Source organism: Listeria booriae (assembly GCF_000766865.1).
Taxonomy (GTDB): domain Bacteria; phylum Bacillota; class Bacilli; order Lactobacillales; family Listeriaceae; genus Listeria_A; species Listeria_A booriae.
This window is the reverse complement of sequence record NZ_JNFA01000007.1, coordinates 13,870-33,544: the sequence shown is the minus strand read 5'-3', so window position 1 is coordinate 33,544 and position 19,675 is coordinate 13,870. Positions and strand designations below refer to the sequence as shown.

At 42.4% G+C, this 19,675-nt stretch carries 19 protein-coding genes, 2 tRNA genes and 2 rRNA genes; 17 read left to right on the top strand and 6 right to left on the bottom strand.

Translation table 11 applies throughout. The features are described 5' to 3' along the window. From rrf (EP57_RS16370) to EP57_RS03270, 5 genes are all read left to right on the top strand, one after another. Positions 1-76 (top strand): 5S ribosomal RNA (gene rrf, locus EP57_RS16370); the annotation flags it as partial. 9 nt (positions 77-85) lie between these two features. Further along, positions 86-158: transfer RNA gene (locus EP57_RS03285), tRNA-Asn, on the top strand. 44 nt (positions 159-202) lie between these two features. Continuing rightward, positions 203-275: transfer RNA gene (locus EP57_RS03280), tRNA-Thr, on the top strand. Between the two features lie 16 nt (positions 276-291). Continuing rightward, a 5S ribosomal RNA gene (gene rrf, locus EP57_RS03275) occupies positions 292-407 on the top strand. A 65-nt stretch (positions 408-472) separates the two neighbouring features. Then, positions 473-1,561 (top strand): DNA glycosylase AlkZ-like family protein, encoded by a 1,089-nt coding sequence (locus EP57_RS03270; RefSeq protein WP_036084227.1) that lies wholly within the window; start codon positions 473-475, stop codon positions 1,559-1,561. A gap of 63 nt (positions 1,562-1,624) precedes the next feature. On the opposite strand, the gene EP57_RS03265 is transcribed toward EP57_RS03270, so the two are convergent. Beyond that, positions 1,625-2,518, bottom strand: coding sequence for an acetamidase/formamidase family protein (locus EP57_RS03265; protein ID WP_036084225.1), 894 nt, complete (start codon positions 2,516-2,518; stop codon positions 1,625-1,627). A gap of 321 nt (positions 2,519-2,839) precedes the next feature. Between EP57_RS03265 and EP57_RS03260 the strand changes: the two genes are divergently transcribed. The 6 genes from EP57_RS03260 to rpsI all read left to right on the top strand — a co-directional run bounded on the left by EP57_RS03260 (position 2,840) and on the right by rpsI (position 7,131). After that, positions 2,840-3,679, top strand: a complete 840-nt coding sequence (locus tag EP57_RS03260) for an energy-coupling factor ABC transporter ATP-binding protein (protein ID WP_036084224.1) — start codon at positions 2,840-2,842, stop codon at positions 3,677-3,679. Continuing rightward, on the top strand, positions 3,655-4,527 hold the full coding sequence (locus EP57_RS03255) for an energy-coupling factor ABC transporter ATP-binding protein (RefSeq protein ID WP_036084221.1): 873 nt from the start codon (positions 3,655-3,657) through the stop codon (positions 4,525-4,527). Before EP57_RS03260 ends, EP57_RS03255 begins: the two co-directional genes overlap by 25 nt. Continuing rightward, a complete protein-coding gene (locus EP57_RS03250) occupies positions 4,524-5,321 on the top strand; it encodes an energy-coupling factor transporter transmembrane component T family protein (protein WP_036084220.1) in 798 nt (265 codons plus the stop codon). The genes EP57_RS03255 and EP57_RS03250 overlap by 4 nt, the downstream gene beginning before the upstream one ends. Before the next feature lie 14 nt (positions 5,322-5,335). Beyond that, complete coding sequence (gene truA / locus EP57_RS03245; protein ID WP_036084219.1) at positions 5,336-6,076, top strand: tRNA pseudouridine(38-40) synthase TruA; 741 nt, start codon at positions 5,336-5,338, stop codon at positions 6,074-6,076. A gap of 202 nt (positions 6,077-6,278) precedes the next feature. Further along, positions 6,279-6,716, top strand: a complete 438-nt coding sequence (rplM, locus tag EP57_RS03240) for a 50S ribosomal protein L13 (protein ID WP_036084217.1) — start codon at positions 6,279-6,281, stop codon at positions 6,714-6,716. 22 nt (positions 6,717-6,738) lie between these two features. Further along, complete coding sequence (rpsI, locus tag EP57_RS03235; protein WP_036084215.1) at positions 6,739-7,131, top strand: 30S ribosomal protein S9; 393 nt, start codon at positions 6,739-6,741, stop codon at positions 7,129-7,131. A 281-nt stretch (positions 7,132-7,412) separates the two neighbouring features. Here the strand turns inward: rpsI and EP57_RS03230 are convergent, their stop codons facing one another. After that, the gene (locus EP57_RS03230) at positions 7,413-8,429 is read right to left on the bottom strand and encodes a tagatose-bisphosphate aldolase (protein ID WP_036084213.1); all 1,017 of its coding nucleotides are present in this window, start codon (positions 8,427-8,429) and stop codon (positions 7,413-7,415) included. Between the two features lie 229 nt (positions 8,430-8,658). Here EP57_RS03230 and EP57_RS03225 point away from each other — a divergent pair, with 229 nt between their 5' ends. Further along, positions 8,659-9,828 (top strand): serine hydrolase domain-containing protein, encoded by a 1,170-nt coding sequence (locus tag EP57_RS03225; protein WP_036084211.1) that lies wholly within the window; start codon positions 8,659-8,661, stop codon positions 9,826-9,828. 45 nt (positions 9,829-9,873) lie between these two features. On the opposite strand, the gene EP57_RS03220 is transcribed toward EP57_RS03225, so the two are convergent. Together EP57_RS03220 and cbpA are read right to left on the bottom strand one after the other, a co-directional pair. Then, complete coding sequence (locus tag EP57_RS03220) at positions 9,874-10,797, bottom strand: ABC transporter substrate-binding protein (protein WP_036084208.1); 924 nt, start codon at positions 10,795-10,797, stop codon at positions 9,874-9,876. A 134-nt stretch (positions 10,798-10,931) separates the two neighbouring features. Further along, entirely contained in the window at positions 10,932-11,576 is a 645-nt protein-coding gene (cbpA, locus tag EP57_RS03215) for a cyclic di-AMP binding protein CbpA (protein ID WP_036084205.1), read from the bottom strand. 175 nt (positions 11,577-11,751) lie between these two features. Between cbpA and EP57_RS03210 the strand changes: the two genes are divergently transcribed. Beyond that, a complete protein-coding gene (locus EP57_RS03210) occupies positions 11,752-12,063 on the top strand; it encodes an antibiotic biosynthesis monooxygenase family protein (RefSeq protein ID WP_036084201.1) in 312 nt (103 codons plus the stop codon). Between the two features lie 248 nt (positions 12,064-12,311). On the opposite strand, the gene EP57_RS03205 is transcribed toward EP57_RS03210, so the two are convergent. Both EP57_RS03205 and EP57_RS03200 read right to left on the bottom strand, forming a co-directional pair. Next, positions 12,312-13,652 carry an MATE family efflux transporter gene (locus EP57_RS03205; RefSeq protein ID WP_036084199.1) on the bottom strand — a complete coding sequence of 447 codons (1,341 nt, stop codon included), beginning with the start codon at positions 13,650-13,652 and terminating at the stop codon, positions 12,312-12,314. Positions 13,653-13,796: 144 nt separating this feature from the next. Beyond that, the gene (locus EP57_RS03200) at positions 13,797-14,378 is read right to left on the bottom strand and encodes a TetR/AcrR family transcriptional regulator (protein ID WP_036084196.1); all 582 of its coding nucleotides are present in this window, start codon (positions 14,376-14,378) and stop codon (positions 13,797-13,799) included. Between the two features lie 167 nt (positions 14,379-14,545). On the opposite strand from EP57_RS03200, the gene EP57_RS03195 reads away from it, so the two are divergent. The 4 genes from EP57_RS03195 to EP57_RS03180 all read left to right on the top strand — a co-directional run bounded on the left by EP57_RS03195 (position 14,546) and on the right by EP57_RS03180 (position 19,448). Continuing rightward, positions 14,546-15,307: an SDR family oxidoreductase gene (locus EP57_RS03195; protein ID WP_036084193.1), complete on the top strand. Its 762-nt coding sequence runs from the start codon at positions 14,546-14,548 to the stop codon at positions 15,305-15,307. 117 nt (positions 15,308-15,424) lie between these two features. Further along, positions 15,425-15,892, top strand: a complete 468-nt coding sequence (locus tag EP57_RS03190) for a MarR family winged helix-turn-helix transcriptional regulator (protein WP_036084190.1) — start codon at positions 15,425-15,427, stop codon at positions 15,890-15,892. 8 nt (positions 15,893-15,900) lie between these two features. After that, positions 15,901-17,625: an ABC transporter ATP-binding protein gene (locus EP57_RS03185; RefSeq protein ID WP_036084188.1), complete on the top strand. Its 1,725-nt coding sequence runs from the start codon at positions 15,901-15,903 to the stop codon at positions 17,623-17,625. Then, positions 17,622-19,448 carry an ABC transporter ATP-binding protein gene (locus EP57_RS03180; RefSeq protein WP_036084186.1) on the top strand — a complete coding sequence of 609 codons (1,827 nt, stop codon included), beginning with the start codon at positions 17,622-17,624 and terminating at the stop codon, positions 19,446-19,448. The genes EP57_RS03185 and EP57_RS03180 overlap by 4 nt, the downstream gene beginning before the upstream one ends. The last annotated feature ends 227 nt before the right edge of the window (positions 19,449-19,675 follow it).

The following is a 19,675-nucleotide window of genomic DNA, read 5'->3' as shown; positions in this document are numbered from 1 at the left end:
CGAACACGGAAGTTAAGCTTTTCAGCGCCGATGGTAGTAGGGGGCTTCCCCCTGTGAGAGTAGGTCGTCGCCGGGCAATGATTATTCCACAGTAGCTCAGTTGGTAGAGCAATCGGCTGTTAACCGATCGGTCGCAAGTTCGAGTCTTGCCTGTGGAGCCTTATTTTTATTTGTACAGGTTTTTCAGAATACTTGAGTTGTTGCTTCCATAGCTCAGTAGGTAGAGCACTTCCATGGTAAGGAAGAGGTCACCAGTTCAAGCCTGGTTGGGAGCTTAATTGAATACATTTGTCTAGTGATTATGGCGAGAAGGTCACACCCGTTCCCATCCCGAACACGGAAGTTAAGCTTCTCAGCGTCAATGGTAGTTAGGGGCTTCCCCTTGTGAGAGTAGAACGTTGCTGGGCAAATGAATTATAATAGTCTATGAATCTTGATGATTTGTAGGCTATTTTTGTTATGGGGGATTAGGATGAGAGATTTGAGTAGGGTTGGAATTAGGAATATTCGTATTGCGAAGTCAGGATTGATAGATGGATTTGATTCTGTGGAGGCATGTGCGAAAAAATTGATTGGGATTCAGGCGCAGTATCAGCAGTTCGGTGAGATTAGTTTGTTTCATCGGGTGTCTTCAGGGGTGACTTTGGACGGGTTGAATCGGGTGTATGCGGATGGTGGGCTTATAAAGTTGTGGGGGCAACGGACGACGGTGCATTTGTATGGTGTTGATGAATGGGAAAATTTGAATGCGATTTATGCGCCGAGACGGACCTGGGTTAGGAAACATTGTGAGGAGCTGGGTGTTGATTTAGATGATGTGCTGGGCAAGATTGATAGTTTGGCGCGGACGAAGCGCTATGTTCGGAAGGATGAGATTGCTGCGCTACTTGGGGAACAGGCAAAAAAAATGATGACGTGGGGCGGAGTTTTGATTGAGGCTTCTTTGACAGGTGGGATTTATGCGGTTCCTGAACGGCCTAAGACGCGATTTTATGCGCATCGGAAGTGGATTTCGAATGAGTCGGTGGAGAGTTGGACGGGGGATCAAGCTGGGGCAATGGAAGACTTTTTGTATCGGTATTTTGCTTGTTATGGGCCGGCGACATTGGTGGATTTTAAGCATTGGAGTGGGTTGCCGAATTATGTGTTTATGGATGATTTTCGGGGGATCGAGGAGCGTTTGGAGCGCTTTGATGTGGATGGGAAACAATATTTTTTGCCTGTTGGGGATGTGGATTTGGCAAGGCAAGATGTTGTTTCTAGTGTGAAATTGTTAGGGAAATTTGATCCTTTGTTTGTGAGTTTTGCGGACAAGGGGTGGTTTGCGGATTTGAAGTATGAGCGGGATATTTGGCGGACTGCGGGACATATTGAAGCGGTGATTTTGATTGACGGGGAGATTAGAGGGACTTGGCGGTACGTGATTAAGGGGCAGAACATTGCGTTTACTTGTTATTTGTTTGGGCGCTTATCGGTGAGTGATAAGAAGCGGGTGAAAATGGAGGCGGAGCGCTTGGCGGGATTTCTTGAGAAGGAGTTGCAAGCTGTTTCGTTTGAGTAAAAAAATAAAACACAATCATTACACGAAAACGGGAAGGTTTGTGTAGTAATTGTGTTTAAGTGGTTATAAGAACGGATTCTCAGACCAGTAGTGTAATGGTAGTTCCATGCGGGCTACTTTGGTCTTGTTGTTGACTTGGCTGATTCGTAAATCGCCGGCTAGTGATAGTAGCATGATAGCTTCTGAACGCAATGTGTGTGTTGTGGCTGTTAGGAGTTGTGTCATGTTGCGAGTTGCTATGATGCTTGCTTCATCAAGTGTTGGCGCAGATGCGATGGTGATAATTTTATCTTCGCAGATAAGGCTTGGTGTCGGCCATTGTTTATTTTTGACTACTTGTAAGCGTACGGTTACTTGGCTTGGGATGCTAGCGCCGGAAAAAGATACTTCACCGTCTGCTAACGCTATGTGTATGTTGCCAAGTGCTAAGAGGGCGCCAGAGACGTTAACGGGAAGGAATAGTGTTGTGCCTTCTTTTACGTCTTGGGAGCCGATGTTGCCGCCGTGTGTGTCTGAGAGACTACATGGGACGGGCAATCCAGATGGTGCTGTTCCAATGATGCCAATTCTTTTTTTGATAGGAATTGCCATTTTCTTTGAAAAAATAAGTTTGTTGTTAACGATTGGGAGATGGCGAACGACGTGTTCTTCTAGTTCACCGCCGAGTAAGCCAAGTCCTGGAGCGGTAAGGATTGTTGCGTGCCCCATTATTTGAATTTTCTCTATTGTAACAGCCAAAATGTCGCCAGGTTCTGCTTCGTTAATAAAAATTGGGCCTGCTGCTGGATGCATTTCTTTCCAATTGAGGAGATTTAGTGGCTGGTTTTCGGATTTAATTTGATTGTTAAAGCAATCGGGTGTATTGATTGTGATTACAGCGCCATTATCGACTCTCATGCTTGGGTTCGTGCTTTTATCCATTGCATAAATTACGTGTTGTTCTGTCACAGGATGCATCAAAATATTCTCCTTTCTTTAGTAGTTGTGTTTCTTGAAGTAACAATGAATAATAAGATTATTAAGTGTACTTTGATAAAGTATAGCATCTCTGGAAATCGAAGTACATGGACATATTGTGAACAGTTTTTGCTAAAATGTTCGATTTTGGCGCTTCTTTTATGCTATTACATGGATGTTGAAATTTTGTAGTTGGAGCGTGTTGGTTTTGCTATAATTGGGCTTGGAATTTGGGTGGAAGAAATCTTTCTTTGCGTGGGGTCTTTTTTTATACTATAATGAAGCAGAGAAATAGGAACGTGTGAGAGTGAGGTGTGCGTGATGTCGAATGATTTTGTGAAATTGGATCACGTGAGTTATAAATATGAGGATGCGCCAGATTTTGCTGTGAAAGATGTTTCTTTTACGGTTGAAAAAGGGGAATGGCTTGCGATTGTTGGGCATAATGGTTCGGGTAAGTCGACGATTGCAAAATTGCTGAACGGTTTGTTGTTTCCGACGGACGGTATGGTGAAAATTGGCCATTTTAAATTAGGGGAAAAAACGATTTGGGATATTAGAAAGCAAGTCGGGATGGTTTTTCAAAATCCGGACAATCAGTTTGTTGGGGCGACGGTGCAGGATGATGTGGCGTTTGGCTTGGAGAATCATGGTGTCCCGCACGAGCTTATGGTGGAGCGTGTCGACAGAGCGCTTGATGAGGTCGGTATGCAGAAATATGCGTTACATGAGCCATCGCGCCTTTCGGGTGGTCAGAAACAGCGTGTAGCGATTGCTGGGGTGCTTGCATTGCAGCCGGACGTTATTATACTGGATGAGGCGACTTCGATGCTTGATCCGCGTGGTAGGGCTGAGGTGATGGAGACGATTCGAGTGATGCGGGAGCGCGAGGCGATTACGGTCATTTCGATTACGCATGATTTGGACGAAGTAGTTTTGGCCGACCGGGTGATTGTCATGAATCAGGGAACGCGACACTTGGAAGGAACGCCGAAAGAAATTTTTGAGCAGGCACAGGAGATGCGCAGAATTGGCTTAGGCGTGCCGTTTATTACGTCACTACAGGAAAAATTAGAACTTGCTGGAATCCCGCTTACGGACCGAAGCTTGATGGAAGGGGCACTGATGGAGCAATTATGGACATTACATTTGAACAAGTAGGTTATTGTTATCAAAAAAATTCACCATTTGAGACGCGGGCGCTTCAAGATGTCAGTGTTTCGCTTGATTCGGGAAGTTATACGGCGATTATTGGTCATACTGGTTCGGGCAAGTCTACTTTATTGCAGCATCTAAATGCCCTGCTAACTCCGACAGAAGGCGTTGTGACGCTAGGAGACCGTGTGATTAAAGCTGGTGAAAAGCAAAAAGGATTACGCGATATACGTAAACGAGTCGGTATTGTGTTTCAATTTCCAGAGGCGCAATTATTTGAAGAAACGGTGGAAAAAGATATTTGTTTTGGTCCGCTGAATTTTGGTGTGTCAGAGGAAGATGCGAAGGCGAGAGCATGCAAAGTCATCGTTGAAGTCGGCTTGACAGAGGAGATTTTGACGCGTTCACCGTTTGAACTTTCTGGCGGCCAAATGCGTCGTGTGGCGATTGCTGGTGTTTTGGCGATGGACCCGGAGGTTTTGGTGTTGGATGAACCGACTGCAGGGCTTGATCCGAACGGGCGCCATGAAATTATGGAAATGTTTGCGAACTTGCACAAGTCAAAAGGGCTTACAACGGTCTTGGTAACGCATAGCATGGAAGATGCCGCGACATATGCCGAAAAAGTGGTCTTGATGAAAGGTGGAACAGTGGAGCAAATTGCGACTCCGCGCGAAGCTTTTAGTAATCCTGATAAATTGACGGAACTCGGGCTTTCGGTTCCAGATGTGGTGCATTTCCAACGACGATTTGAACAGCGGTTTGCGGTGACTTTAGGGAAAACATGTTTAACAATTGATGAATTAGTAGGTGAAATGGTGCCGTTTCTTGGGAAGGGCGTGGCTGGCGGATGATGGATAAGATGATTCTCGGCCGCTTTATTCCCGGGGAGTCATGGCTACACCGATTAGATCCTCGTGCCAAAATTACTGCCGTGATGTATTTTATCGTGATTGTGTTTTTGGCGAATAATTGGGTGACGTATGCGCTACTTTTTGTCTTTGTACTCAGTTTGTTGTTTGCGTCGCGCGTGCCTTTCATGTTCTTTATCAAAGGACTGCAGCCAGTGTTTTGGTTGATTATTTTGACGCTGTTGTTGCAAGTTTTTTTTACGCAAGGTGGGACAACTTATTTTGAGTGGGGACCGATTCACGTCACTAGTCTTGGATTGATGAACGGGGCGATGATTTTTGCGCGTTTTGTGTTGATTATTTTTATGACGACATTGCTTACGCTTACGACAAGCCCGATTGAGTTGACGGACGGGATTGAAAGCATGCTCGCGTTATTGCGCTATGTTCGCTTTCCGGTCCATGAATTGGCGTTGATGCTAAGTATTGCGCTGCGTTTTATTCCAACATTAATGGATGAAACAGAAAAAATTATGAAGGCGCAAAAAGCTCGTGGTGTGGAGTTTTCGAGTGGCCCGATTAAAGAACGAATGAAGGCGATTGTGCCGCTACTCGTGCCATTGTTTATCAGTGCATTTAAACGGGCAGAGGATTTAGCGATAGCCATGGAAGCGCGCGGTTATCGTGGCGGTAAAGGTCGAACGAAATTCAGACTGCTATCATGGCGCTTTTCGGATACGTTTTTGCTAGTGATGATGCTTGTTGTTACGGCGTTGTTATTCTGGCTACGGACATAAGTGAGGTATGAAAAATGAAACGATTTAAGGCGATAATTCAATATGACGGTACGGATTTCGTAGGCTATCAAATTCAGCCAAACGGACGCACAGTACAAGAAGAAATCGAAAAAGCGCTACAACGCATGCATAAAGGAACGCCTGTCAAAATTGTCGGTTCTGGCCGTACGGATACAGGAGTTCATGCAAAAGGGCAAGTCATTCATTTCGATTCGCCGCTTCTAATTCCGCCTGATAAATATCGTAAGGCATTGCAAACGTATACGCCTTACGATATTAGTTTTGTTTCAGTGGAGGAAGTGGCGTCGGATTTTCACGCGCGATTCGGTACAACTGGGAAGGAATATCGTTATTTTGTGAACCGTTCGGCGGTTTTTGACCCCTTTGCAAGGCGTTTTGCGCTACATTATCCATTTGCTTTAGATATAGCGAAGATGCGCGAGGCAGCGGATGTATTGACGGGAGAACATGATTTCACTAGCTTTTGTGCGGCGGGTTCTGGTCGGGAAGACAAAGTGCGGACGATTTATGCGATTGATATAATAGAAGTTGGCGATACATTGACGTTTTCTTTTAAAGGAAATGGTTTTTTATACAACATGGTGCGGATTTTAGTTGGGACATTGCTAGACGTTGGTAATGGACGGCTGAGCGCTCAGCAAGTGAAAGAAAATTTAGAAGCACAAGATCGGACAAAAGGTGCCAAAACCGCCTCACCGCAAGGCTTGTTTTTGTGGGAAGTTTACTACGATTAGTATTTTGAAATTTTTTTCATAATCGCATTGACTTTTGCGTGTAAAAACTGTATTATTGACTATGGTATTGTTTGCCCCACAATAAGCCCCGGAAAGTTTGTTGTGTTGAATAGAACAATGAAAATGTAAAGATCGAAAAGCGGATTGTGGGCTATGGAACGGTTTACAGATCGCATTTTTCTTAAATTTAGGAGGGAAAATTATGCGTACAACTTATATGGCAAAACCAGGCGAAGTAGAACGTAAATGGTATGTTATTGACGCAGAGGGTGTTTCACTTGGTCGTTTATCTAGTGAAGTCGCTTCAATCTTGCGTGGTAAAACAAAGCCACAATTTACTCCTCATGTTGATACTGGGGACTTCGTAATTATTATTAATGCAGGTAAAGTTGGTTTAACTGGTAAGAAAGCAACTGACAAAATCTACTACCGTCACTCTCAATATCCAGGCGGTTTGAAATCACGTACAGCGGGTGACCTACGTACGAACAATCCTGAGAGACTAATCGAACTTTCTGTAAAAGGAATGCTTCCAAAGAACTCTCTAGGACGTCAACTATTCAAAAAATTACACGTTTATGGTGGGGCTGAGCACGAACATGCTGCGCAACAACCAGAAGTGTATCAATTACGCGGATAATTAGAAGAGGAGGGAAAGCAAAGTGGCTCAAGTACAATATTATGGAACAGGTCGTCGTAAAAGCTCAGTAGCTCGTGTACGTTTAGTACCAGGCGATGGCAAAGTTGTTATTAACAATAGAGATTGGGAAGATTACATTCCATTCGCGGCTCTTCGCGAAGTTATTAAACAACCTTTAGTTGCAACAGAAACTTTAGGTAACTACGATGTATTAGTAAACGTACATGGTGGTGGTTACACTGGTCAAGCTGGAGCAATCCGTCACGGTATTTCACGTGCATTGCTACAAGTAGCACCAGACTACCGTTCTCCACTAAAACGCGCAGGTCTATTAACTCGTGACCCACGTATGAAAGAACGTAAAAAACCAGGACTTAAAGGCGCTCGTCGTGCACCTCAGTTCTCAAAACGTTAATATTTACAAATCAAAAACGTCTTTTCTCACTTGTGGGAAAGGGCGTTTTTTTTGCTCTGATTATGAAAAATCACAAAATCACTATTTTTAGTAGCTGAAAGCGTTCTCTACAAGCAAAATACCCAAAAACGTTCACGCTTTATCCATAGTAAAAAAAGCATCGCTGTTTTATAATAAAACTAACGAAGTAAGTTGCTAACTACAACGAACTGAACCTCTAAGAGGGTTCAAAAAAACAGAACTAGCGGAAACTAGTTCTGTTTTTTCATATTGCTTCTAGATTATTGTTTTTCTACAACGTGTACATCTTCAAATGAACCGTATTTTGACCACCAAGGGGAAGCGCCAGCGTTTAATAGTTCGTCCAAGGAAGTGATATTTTCTTTACCTTGTGTACGCAACCATTCGCGCAATGCGTCGTCGCCTTGTTTACCGTATACTTCAATACCGTCCTTCCATGTTGCGCGTCCGCAAAGTACGCCGCTATATTGCACTTTATGCTCATTGGCAAATGCGATTGTTTTATGGAAAAGTTCAGCCGTTACGCCAGCACTCAAATAAATGAATGGCAGTGGGCTTAAGTCGGAACATTCTTCAAAATGGCGTCCAGCTTCTTCTTTCGTATAAACGGTTTCGCCTTCTGCAAAGCCTTCTACATATTTAAAGTTAACTGGAACTTCTAGTTTAAGTACATCCACACCATAACGCGGTTTGGAGAATTCTTTAATGGATGCTTTAACTTTCGCAGGTTTCAGTTTGGCATATTCTGCGCTTGCTGAATCTGTTACTTTAGCATCGTACGTAATTGGTTCAAGGAAGAACGGAATATCCACTTCACGACATTCTGCACCGATACGCTCTAAGAACGCATATTTGATTTCATTGATTTCAGCAGGCTCGTCTGGATCATAATACACTAAAATTTTCACTGCGTCGCCGCCATTTTCTTTAATGCGCAAAGCAGATAAGTCGGCAATTAAATCTGGCAATTTACCAGGAGTTGTTGCGTCATAGCCTGTTTTTTCGTAGGAAGTTAGTAAACCGCAATTCTCGTTACGAGCTTTAATGGCAGGAGTACCATATTGAAGATCTAAAAGAATAGCAGATGCGTAAGGCGTTAACTCTTCGGAAACGAGTTGCTTGAAGTCTTCTACATCTTTATCGCTCTCGGAACCCTTTGCTTCTTGGATCATTTTCTTTAAAGAACCGCGTTGGTCAATTGCGAGCGCTGCGATAATACCTTTATCATTGGAAAGTCTTTGTAAACCATCAAATTTACCTTTTGTGATTTGTACCATAACTCTAATCTCCTTCTTTCTTTTATTTCTTTTTGTGCATACGTAATAACAATACCCTGTTAAATACGGCGTAAACTTGGATGTAGCTATATTCTAACACCAAATTTATAATATACAAAATATTAATTTGCAAATCGAGCGAAAATCGACTACTATAGTTGTTATATACTATACAATTGGGGAATTGTGTGGGGGCAAGCGAGCAATATTTTAGAAACGAGGACAATACATGGCAATTCCAGAAACAAGTCGCTCCTCCAAACGGCGCAAAAAACGAAAACGTGATTTTTATGTTGGTGTTGGTCTGATTTTTTTATTGTTGGCGAGTATTTTCATTGTGGTGAAGTGGATTACACCGGAGAACTTGGAGAATAAGTCAGTGGCAACGGAGAAGAAGACAACGAATAAGCCACCAGCAAAGGCACCCGCGAAACCTGCGGAGCAAAAAACGAAAACGATAGTAGAAAATGAAGAAATTGATAATTATTTAGAAAGTCTCGGATTTAGTGGTACAGCATTGGTTTACCGGGAAGGCAAAATTGTGCTGAATAAAGGTTATGGGGTTGCGAACCGAGAGAAGGATATTGCGAATACGCCTGACACGGTCTACTATATCGGTTCTTCTCAGAAAGCATTGATTGCAACGGCGATTTTGCAGTTGGAAGAGCGCGGGAAATTGCAAGTCTCTGATCCAGTATCGCGCTATTTGCCAGATTTTCCGAACGGCAACACCATTACATTGAAAAATTTATTAAATCATACGTCGGGCATTGTTGGTCACACGGAAGAAAACGCGAAGATTAGTCCGGCTGATTTGGTGAAAGATATTGAGGCGCAAGGCATTAAGCGGCAGCCTGGGAAATGGGATTATCAAGATTCAAATTATAGTGTTTTAGGCTATATTGTCGAACAATTAAGTGGTGAGAAATTAATTAATTACCTGCAAAACAATATTTTCAAACCTGCGGGGATGACACATTCGGGTATGTATACGACATTTGATAAGGAGAAAGAGCGGTCAGTAGGGTACAGTATTAAGAAAGATGGGACGTATAAAACGCCGTACTTGCCTGACTTATCTCAGCTTTATGGTTGTGGTGATATTTATATGTCGGCGACGGATATGTTTTTATTTGACCGCGCTTTGTCAAATCGCAAACTGATTAATGATACGAGTTTTGAGAAAATGTTTACAGCTGGAAGTTCTTCGGGATATGGTATGGGCTTTTATGCTGATCCAGGAAGTTATAATAGTCATGGTGTGTTAAGTGGTTGGAATGTATCGAATAGCTTCAGTCATAGCGGCAAAACATGCGTTGTCCTACTTTCTAACATCCAAAATAATATAAAATCGTTCGGCAAGGTGAATAATCATATTTACGAGTTGCTGAACCATTAAAAAACAGGATTTACTACGTTTGGGGGCGCAGTAAATCCTGTTTTGTTATTTCTTCGTGATTTTGTCGATAGCGTCTTGCATTTGGTATTCTCTAGATGGGGCTGTGTAGTTGCTCCATTTGTCATTGTCGACAAGATAGACATGGCCTGCTTTGACAGCCGGGATGTCTTTCCAAATACCTGAAAGTAATGTGCTAACGTCTTCTGTTGTTTTACCTTCTGGTGTTAAAATAAAGAATTGATCTGCATCACCAACATAGGCTGGAACTGCTTCTGTTGCGATGGCTTTTGTTTCGGTATTCTTTTTAGCGGCTTCGGTTGGTGTGAAACCAGCGTCGTATAGGCCGCCGAATACGATTGGATCATGGATATATGTTTCTTTGCCCCAGAATTGGACAACAGCGGCTTTTTGGTTTTCAATGCCGTCTTTTTTCAATGTTGCTTTAGCTTCTTCAGTTTCTTTCGCGTATTTCTTTTGGTATGCTTTTTCAGCATCTTTGGCGTTTACTAGATTGGCAATATCTGTTAATTGCTCATCTGGTGTTACGCCAAATTTAGTTGCGTAAACCGGTGCGATTTTTTCCAAATTAGTCAACATGTCTTTTTGATAATCGGAAATGATGATTAAGTCCGGTTTTAGTGCGGCGATTTTTTCGACATTTGGTTTGTCACCGCCGATATTTTCTACACCCTTTAAGAAGTCAGGGTAAATGCCCATGTAGTAATCTGTTGTTGCAGCTGGTTTAATATCTAACGCGTAAAGTTCGCCAGCGTTTTGAATCGCTACGATTTTCTTCGGTGTTGCTGGAACTTCTACTTTGCGATCAAGTGCATCCGTTAGTGTGCGTGCTTTCTTTTCTTGTTTCGCCTCGTCATCACTTGAACTACTTGAACCGCCACCACATGCAGCCAGTACCAAGCCTAATGTTAGAACGACGAGAAGAAGTGCTGTGAATTTTTTCTTTTTCATCCTTAAACCTCCTGTAATTGAAAACTATTCTCAATAAGATAATTATAGATGTAAACGAATGAATATTCAAGGGGTTTTAAAAACATTTTTTTGCGCAAGGAAAAAGCTGGATAGTAGCACCCAGCTTTGTTTCTTTATTTCTTAGGTAATTTCAGATGTTCGACTTCGATGACACGTAAGCCTTTGCGTTCTAAGTTCGTAACGATGTTATTCTTTTCTTCCTCGGATATACCAGCTGGAAGTGTCACGAGTACGCGGCGAATGTAATCTTCGGCTTGTGAGTCCATTGTGATTAGGCTCGCGATTGTTGTATGTTTGTCGATGATTTTAGTGATTTTGGTTAAAGAACCTGGAACTTCGCCGGTAGCAATTGTCAGCACGTAGCTTCCTGAATCGACATTCCAAGCATCTTGTAGAACTCCGAGCAATTTACCGTGCGTTAAAATACCGTAAAAATCGCCTTGGTCATTAATAACCGCGATATATGGCAGTTCTTTTATGGTGAAGAAAACTTCGAAAAAAGAAGAATTAATACTAATGAATTTCGTTTGGTTTTTGATAAGGCTTGTTACAGGTTCGCCAAGGCTTCCACCGTTCGCTGCGTGGCGGTAAATATGCATTTTGTAGATGTTCCCGATAAACTTCTCGCCTTTATCATCTAATACAGGAATGCAACGGTAACCTGATTGTTCTAGAATATCAAGTGTTTCTTTAAGTGTTGCACTTTCAGTAATGGTCGTTAAGTTGATTTTTGGGATGCAAAGGTTTTTAATTAACATATTTTAAGTCACTCCAATCTCTTTTTAATAGGATACGTCACCTTCATTCTAACTCAAAATGCCATATTTGTATAGAAAATGCTGTATTAAATAGTTGACAATGAGAAGGTGTATCAATTAGAATGAAGAAAATATAATTGAAAATGATTATCAATGAGAAAGAGTAGGTGGCGTTATGCATATTGAAACAGTGAGTATTGAGTTTGAAACGACGAATAAGGAGAAAATGTTGCAATCTGTAGCGCATCATCGCGAAGAAATGGCTGAGTTTGAAGGCTTTTTAGGATATGAAGTTTGGTTGAAAGAAGGAGCGCGTAAGTCGACGGTAATGAACGTGTCACGCTGGGCGTCTAAGGAGGAGTTTACGGTTTGGATGAAGCAGCACCGTGACTTCCATCGAGAAATGAAACGAACAGGCGGTGGAGGCGGCTCTGAGCTTGTAGTCACTCGCCAAACCGGTTCGTATGACATGATTGAAGTGAATTAACAAGAGGTTGGGACAAAACTCAAGATAAAGCAAAACCGCCGAGTCATTTACTTTGGGTAAGACGAAAAATTTTGCTTTACACAAATCGAGCGAAAGCGTTTGTATTCAGGGAGTTTGGTGGAAGCCGGAAGCGGAGCATACTCGTGTATGTGAGAACCGGAAGTCCGCCAAACTCCCTGAATGCGAGCGCTTGTCGCCGATTTATTTGGGTTATGCCCCAGACTCTTTCATGCACCCAGCAAAACACCTTATAACACTGATTTTAGAGACCAGACTTTCGAGCGCCACCTGTAAACCATGAGGCATCCGCGAAGTCCTTCGTCAATAATGTAGGCTAGCCAAACGCCGACAAGTCCCATACCTGCTGTAATTCCAAGCGCATAGGAGAACGGGAGGCTGACAATCCACATGACGATAATCCCGACAATGAACGGGAAACGCACATCTCCAGTCGAATTTAAACTGCTAATAATGATAATGTTCGTGGATCTACCAATTTCTAAAAAGATCGATAGTAAGAAAAGTTGCTTTGTCATTGCGATAATGTTTTCATTGGATGTAAATAAATGCATAATCGGTTCTGAGAAAATATAGATCAAGACACTGACCGCAACGGCGATAATTAAACCAATTCGCCAACTACGAAAACCTTGTTTATAAGCACGATCCACTTCTTTTGCACCAACTGCGCGACCAATAATGATTTGTGAGGCCTGACCAATCGAAATCGCGAATAAGGCGACGAATTGGCTGACAGTGGAGGCATACACTTTTGTGGTTAGGGCATCGGTTCCCATTAAGGCAATAATTGCGGTAACAATGAGCTGTGAGCCCGCATAAGACATATTTTCTCCAGCCGAAGGAAGCCCCAAGCGCAAAATGGAATACATCGTTCGGCGCGATAAATCCTTGAATTTGTGCCATTGAAAGCGATAATCGACATGGCGGTGCAACAACCAAATCGATAAAAAGATGGCGACTACGTTTCCGACGACTGTTGCAATCCCAACGCCTGTTACGCCTAAATCCAAATAGGAAAGCGGTCCGTATAAAACAAGATAATTACCAACCACTGTGATAAGTCCGGCTACAACTGGAATATACATCGCTTGGCGCACATGCCCATGGGTCCGCAAAATCGGCATGATGGCATACGGAATCGCGGTCAAAATGGAAGTCCCCCCGATAATTTCTAAAAATGGTGTTCCAACTTCGACTAAATGTGGGTCCAGTCCCATCCATGTCAAAAACTGCGTCGACAAGAATAGGAAGATAAGGCTTACAATAGCACCAATCACAACCGAGAATACAATCCCGTTCGTAATAACCTGCTCAATCAGCCCGTGTTTCCGCGCCCCAATCATCTGCGCTACTAAAATTTGCACACCTACACTAATAAAAGCAAACATAATTACTGAAATCACCAAAATCTGATTGGCAACCCCAGTCGCTGCAACGGCATCATCGGAATAGTGTCCCAACATAAAAACCGTAACATAACTAATCATCACCCGCAAAAACTGTTCAATAAAAATCGGCCATGCTAGTGAAAATAAGCTTAATTTTGTTGTTGTCTGACTTTCTTCCATATGACCCGCTCCTTTCCATAAAGCGATTAATAAACCGTGATGTTAATGGAATTTGGGTATCTCCATCATAATAACTCTATTATAAGGTAGGGCTTAGTTAAAAGTATAGACGAATCGACAAATGATACCGAACTGTAACAATTACTAAAAAGTAAATGAAGTATCGGCATGTATAATCTGAAGCAACTGCTCAGACATGTACGCCGGCGGATACGCAAAATCATGCTGTACCCAATATACAATTAGTCCAAAAATTGCGTGGGCCTGATAGCTCGCATGAAGTTCTGGATTGGCTGGCGATTTTTGCAAGACGACGGAGAAATCGCGCAGAGCAATTCGGCGAATCACGTCGCAGAGTTGATTTTGAAATCCAGGTTGGAATTTATCTTGAATGGCTTGTTTATAAAATAATTGATGCGCATAGACGTGATCGAAAATTTTGACCATAGATGGGGTGAGGGTTTCGACGGAGAAATGCTCTTTTTTTGTATAAGGATCTTGGTAGGCGATTTCAAGGTTTTGCAATACGTCCGAAATGATTTCGTTTAGCAGGTCTTCTTTTTCTTGGTAATGTTTGTAGAAGGTGCCGCGGTTGACATCTGCGCGGGTAACAATGTCAGTGACGGTAATTTTTTTGAAGTCTTTTTCGTCAAGAAGTGTCAGTAGGGCGTTTGTGAACGATGCTTTCGTTTTTTTGATACGGCGATCAGTTTTGGGCGGATTCATTTTTTTCACGTCCTTTTTTGGAGTTAGTATACATATACCGCAAAAGTGATGCTAAAGCAACAAAAACCGCTTTCATTACTGATTGAAAGGGGCCACTCGGAGGGCTATACTATGGGGTATAGGGTACTTGTATCCTTGCGCAATGAATTTGAAGGAGGAAATAGATCATGAGTAAATTAGCTGGAAAAGTAGCAGTAGTAACTGGTGCAGCATCAGGAATGGGTCGCCAAATTGCGGAACTTTACGCAAAAGAAGGCGCGAAAGTGGTTGTCGCAGATATTCAATTAGAAGAAGCACAAAAAACCGTTGACGAAATTAAAGCGAATAATGGGGAAGCTTTAGCAGTCGTTGCGAATGTAATGAAAGAAGAAGACGTCCAAGCGATGATTGATAAAGCCGTAGAAACTTACGGAACACTTGATATACTAGTAAATAATGCGGGAATTATGGATAATTTTGTTCCTGCAGGAGAAGTGACAGATGAACTGTGGGATCGTGTTTTTGCGATTAATACAACAGGTGTTATGCGGACAACACGAAAAGCAATTAGCATCTTTGAAAAACAAGGAAATGGTGTGATAGTAAATATCGCGTCTGCTGGTGGATTATTCGGCTCACGCGCAGGCGCAGCGTACACAGCTTCCAAGCATGCCGTTGTTGGTTTTACGAAGAACGTTGGCTTCCAATATGCTAACAAAAATATTCGTTGTAACGCGATTGCACCAGGGGCCGTCAATACAAATATTGGGACAACGCTTTACGCTCCAGATGAATTCGGTCAAGAGCGGGCGATGATTGGTATGGGTACAAATCCACGTGTCGGCGAAGCTTCAGAAATCGCGAAAGTCGCTTTATTCTTAGGTTCAGATGATTCTAGTTTCGTGAATGGTACAGTAATCACAGCTGATGCGGGTTGGACAGCGTATTAATAATAACATAATGAGCAGCTTCTGGCAGTAAATGCTGGGAGCTGTTTTTGCTTGACTTTATAGGTAGAAAGAATATACTTAATTAAGTAAACTAAATAAAAAGGGAGGCTAGAGGTTGTGCATAATCCAGAGGAAGATTTAGGTCAATCGGTTGTGAGAGCATTTGCGAACTTTAAACGAGCAGAAATGCAAAATTTTAAAGTGCCTGGTTTAAAGCGTTCCGAGACACGTTTCCTATTTATGTTACACCATGGCTTGCGGCACCATAAGCATGATCTTGGTATGAAAGTAGCAGATGTAACAGCTATCTTAAGAGTGTCTAAACCGAGCGTGACACAGCAGATGAACGCTTTGGAAGAAAGAGGCTTTATCATTCGCACCCAAGATCCTGAAGACAAAAGAGCCGCATATATTCAGCTTACAGCGCGGGGAGAAGAAGTAGTAGCGAAAATAATCGAAACTTTTCACAAGAATTTTGAGGATATGACCTCTTTTTTGGGTAAAGAAGAAATGGAGAGATTAATTGCGCTACTCGACAAGCTTACAGAATATCTCAACAAAAAAGCTGAGAGCAAGGAGGTATAAGCAACATTATGATGAAATTGTTGAAGCGAATGGGTGCCTACAAATGGGGCATAGTACTAGTTCTAGTACTGACATTTCTGCAAGTTATCGGCCAGCTTTATTTACCAACATTGATGGCAGATATTATCGACAAAGGTGTGGCAAAAGGCGATACGGGCTACATATGGAAAGTAGGCTTACAAATGCTACTTATTTCTGGTGCGTCAGGCCTGTTATCCGTAATAATCGTGTATTACGCATCGCACATTTCGATGGGGTTCGGTCGCGATTTACGTGATGGCATTTTTAGCCGCGTGGAGAATTTCTCGTTGCAGGAATTTGATAAGGTCGGAACGGCGTCATTAATTACGCGTTCTACAAATGATGTTGTACAAATTCAAAACGTATTGTACATGATGTTACGTATGATGGTGATGGCACCGATTATGTTAATTGGTGGCGTGATTATGGCGGTTGGTAAAGATGCCAAGCTATCACTTATTTTTGTGGTAGTACTGCCGATTTTGCTACTTCTAGTGGTATTACTTGGTGGTAAAGCAATGCCGATGTTTAAATCACTACAAAAGAAAATGGATAAGCTAAACCGTGTTATCCGGGAAGGTTTGACGGGGATTCGTGTTATTCGTGCGTTTAATCGCGGCGATGACGAGCTTAAGAAATTCGACGTATCCAATGAGGACTATGCAAAAACAGCGATTGGCGTTAATAGACTGCTTTCGTTAATGAGCCCGATGATGATGCTAATCATGAATTTAACAACAATTGTTATTATCTGGATTGGTGCTAAATTCGTTGGTGATGGCACGATGCAAGTCGGTGATTTGATGGCGTTTATTCAATATGCGACGCAAATCATGATTGCCTTTATGATGGTTTCTGCGGTATTTATTATGATTCCGCGTGCCGCAGCTTCGGCAGAACGTATCAATGAAGTTTTGGAAATGGACACGGAAATTCATGATCCTAAAGATGCCAAAGATGCGCAAGCGCCAGTGACATTGGAATTTGACAAAGCGTCATTCCTTTATGAAGGTGCTGAAAAAGCGGTGATTGAAGACATTTCCTTTAAGGCGAAAGCTGGCGAGACGATCGCAATCATTGGTAGTACGGGGGCAGGGAAATCAACATTGATTAATATGATTCCACGCTTTTACGATGTAGCTACTGGGTCTGTTCGCGTCAATGGACTTGATGTGAAGGAAATGACACAGGCTGATCTACGAATGAAAGTCGGTCTCGTGCCTCAAAAAGCAATGCTATTTACAGGTGACATTGCGGAAAATATGCGTTACGGAAATGAAGATGCAACCGACGAAGAAATTTGGGCTGGACTGCGCACTGCACAAGCCGAAGATTTTGTTTCTAAAATGGCAGACGGCATACACAGTCGTGTGGAACAAGGCGGTAACAACTTCTCTGGTGGGCAAAAACAACGGTTAGCTATCGCGCGTGCGTTAATTCGTAAACCGCAAATCTATATTTTTGACGATAGTTTTTCCGCTCTTGATTTTAAAACGGACTCGTTATTGCGAGCTGCTTTGAAACCAGAAACGCGTGATTCGATTACGATTATTGTAGCGCAACGTATCACATCTGTAGTGGATTCTGACCAGATTATCGTACTTAATGAAGGTAAAATTGCCGGCATTGGTACGCATGATGAACTAAAAGAAAACAATACAATCTATCAAGAAATTATGAGATCACAACTGTCAGAGGAGGAGATAGCATGAGTCCAGGACCAGGATCAGGTGGACACGGCGGAAGAGCAGTAATTCCGACCGCTAAACCAAAAGATTTTAAAAAGTCCCTGTTTCGTTTGTTAGGTTACATGAAACCGCGCGCTATCTCGCTTTTTGCAGTGCTGATTCTCGCGATTTTATCAACGATATTCAATATTTTTAGTCCGAAAGAACTCGGGAAGGCGACTACAGAAATCTTTAAAGGTGTGATGACGCCAGCCGGGATTAACTATGATAAGATTTTCGATATTTTATTCATTGTTTTGATGCTTTATTTAGGTAGTTCGTTGTTTAGCTTCTTGCAACAATATGTGATGTCGAGTGTGGCGCAACGGACGGTTTATGATATGCGTAAGGAATTGAAAGAGAAGATGGCGCGCTTGCCGCTTCGCTACTATGATACGCGTTCAAATGGTGATATTTTAAGTCGTGCGGTAAATGACATGGATAATATCGCCAACACCTTACAACAAGCGTTAACACAAGCAATTACAGCGATTGTACAAATTGTCGGGGTTATGATTATGATGCTAACGATTAGTTGGCAGATGACGTTAATCGTTGTGGCGACAGTACCGCTAAGTATTTTACTTGTAGCGATTGTAGCTAGCCGCTCGCAAAAATATTTCGGTGCCCAACAAAAAAATCTCGGCGTTCTAAACGATCATGTCGAAGAAACATTTGGCGGACATACGATTATTAAAGCGTTCGGACAAGAGAAGAAGACGCTTGCGACATTTGATGTTGTAAATAAAGATTACTATACGGCAGCTAAAAAAGCCCAGTTTATTTCAGGGATTATGATGCCATTAATGCAATTTGTTGGTAACTTAGGTTATGTAGCAGTCTGTGTCGGTGGTGGTATTTTTGTAACGAATGGTACGCTACAAGTTGGGGATATTCAAGCATTTACGCAATATGTGCAACTGTTCTCCCAACCGATTTCTAGTGTTGCCAATATCTCGAATATCATTCAATCAACGATGGCTTCTGCAGAACGTATTTTCGAAGTGTTAGATGAGAAGGAAGAAGCAGATGTGATTCCAGAAGTTATCGAACACCGCGATGCAGAACAAGATCGTATCGTTTTCGATCACGTGAAATTTGGCTATACTCCTGATAAACCATTGATGCACGATTTGAATATCGATGTGAAGGAAGGTCAAATGGTTGCGATTGTAGGACCAACAGGCGCTGGTAAAACAACGATTATTAACTTGTTGATGCGTTTTTATGACGTGGATGGCGGTAGTATTCGCCTCGGCGGAGTCGATACGCGTGACATGACGAAGAATGGTGTCCGTGAGAAATTCGGAATGGTACTTCAAGATACGTGGTTATTTAACGGTACAATTGCGGAAAATATTGCGTACGGTCGCGATGGTGCAACAACGGAAGAAGTTATCGAAGCCGCAAAAGCAGCATATGCAGATGATTTCATTCGACGTTTACCAGAAGGCTATGACACCGTGCTTAATGAAGAAGGCTCTAACATTTCTCAAGGGCAAAAACAATTGCTTACGATTGCGCGTGCGATTTTGTCAGATCCAAGCATTTTGATTTTGGATGAAGCGACATCAAGCGTTGATACGCGTACAGAACTCAACATTCAATTAGCAATGGGGAACTTGATGGAAGGGCGCACAAGCTTTGTTATTGCCCACCGTCTATCAACGATTCGCGATGCTGATTTAATTCTAGTAATGAATCACGGAAATGTTATTGAACAAGGAACGCATAAAGAATTGCTTGATGAACATGGCTTCTATGCTGATTTGTATAACAGTCAATTCAGCGGAGACCAAGCGGTATAATAAATCAGCGTGTCGACAAACGCCCACCTCCGTCGTTAAAAGCTCCGTTCCGATGCTCACGTACCTCAGTACGCTCCGCGTCGGTACTCGCTTTTGCCTAGGATCTGGGCATTTGTCGACACGCTGAGGTTTGGAGACACGGACAGGTTTTTATTTAAAATATAGTCTGGTTATAGTAAATAAGAGACGCTACTGGCTTTTTGGCTGGTGGTGTTTTTGTGTGAAAA

Bases quoted from the DNA above. Each gene is read 5' to 3' on its own strand.
- rplM (WP_036084217.1), top strand. From the start codon at position 6,279: ATGCGTACAACTTATATGGCAAAACCAGGCGAAGTAGAACGTAAATGG.
- EP57_RS03250 (WP_036084220.1), top strand. From the start codon at position 4,524: ATGATGGATAAGATGATTCTCGGCCGCTTTATTCCCGGGGAGTCATGG.
- EP57_RS03210 (WP_036084201.1), top strand. From the start codon at position 11,752: ATGCATATTGAAACAGTGAGTATTGAGTTTGAAACGACGAATAAGGAG.
- EP57_RS03225 (WP_036084211.1), top strand. From the start codon at position 8,659: ATGGCAATTCCAGAAACAAGTCGCTCCTCCAAACGGCGCAAAAAACGA.
- EP57_RS03185 (WP_036084188.1), top strand. From the start codon at position 15,901: ATGATGAAATTGTTGAAGCGAATGGGTGCCTACAAATGGGGCATAGTA.
- EP57_RS03260 (WP_036084224.1), top strand. From the start codon at position 2,840: ATGTCGAATGATTTTGTGAAATTGGATCACGTGAGTTATAAATATGAG.
- EP57_RS03270 (WP_036084227.1), top strand. From the start codon at position 473: ATGAGAGATTTGAGTAGGGTTGGAATTAGGAATATTCGTATTGCGAAG.
- truA (WP_036084219.1), top strand. From the start codon at position 5,336: ATGAAACGATTTAAGGCGATAATTCAATATGACGGTACGGATTTCGTA.
- EP57_RS03195 (WP_036084193.1), top strand. From the start codon at position 14,546: ATGAGTAAATTAGCTGGAAAAGTAGCAGTAGTAACTGGTGCAGCATCA.
- EP57_RS03200 (WP_036084196.1), bottom strand. From the start codon at position 14,378: ATGAATCCGCCCAAAACTGATCGCCGTATCAAAAAAACGAAAGCATCG.
- cbpA (WP_036084205.1), bottom strand. From the start codon at position 11,576: ATGTTAATTAAAAACCTTTGCATCCCAAAAATCAACTTAACGACCATT.
- EP57_RS03230 (WP_036084213.1), bottom strand. From the start codon at position 8,429: ATGGTACAAATCACAAAAGGTAAATTTGATGGTTTACAAAGACTTTCC.
- EP57_RS03180 (WP_036084186.1), top strand. From the start codon at position 17,622: ATGAGTCCAGGACCAGGATCAGGTGGACACGGCGGAAGAGCAGTAATT.
- EP57_RS03205 (WP_036084199.1), bottom strand. From the start codon at position 13,652: ATGGAAGAAAGTCAGACAACAACAAAATTAAGCTTATTTTCACTAGCA.
- EP57_RS03220 (WP_036084208.1), bottom strand. From the start codon at position 10,797: ATGAAAAAGAAAAAATTCACAGCACTTCTTCTCGTCGTTCTAACATTA.
- EP57_RS03255 (WP_036084221.1), top strand. From the start codon at position 3,655: ATGGACATTACATTTGAACAAGTAGGTTATTGTTATCAAAAAAATTCA.
- EP57_RS03265 (WP_036084225.1), bottom strand. From the start codon at position 2,518: ATGCATCCTGTGACAGAACAACACGTAATTTATGCAATGGATAAAAGC.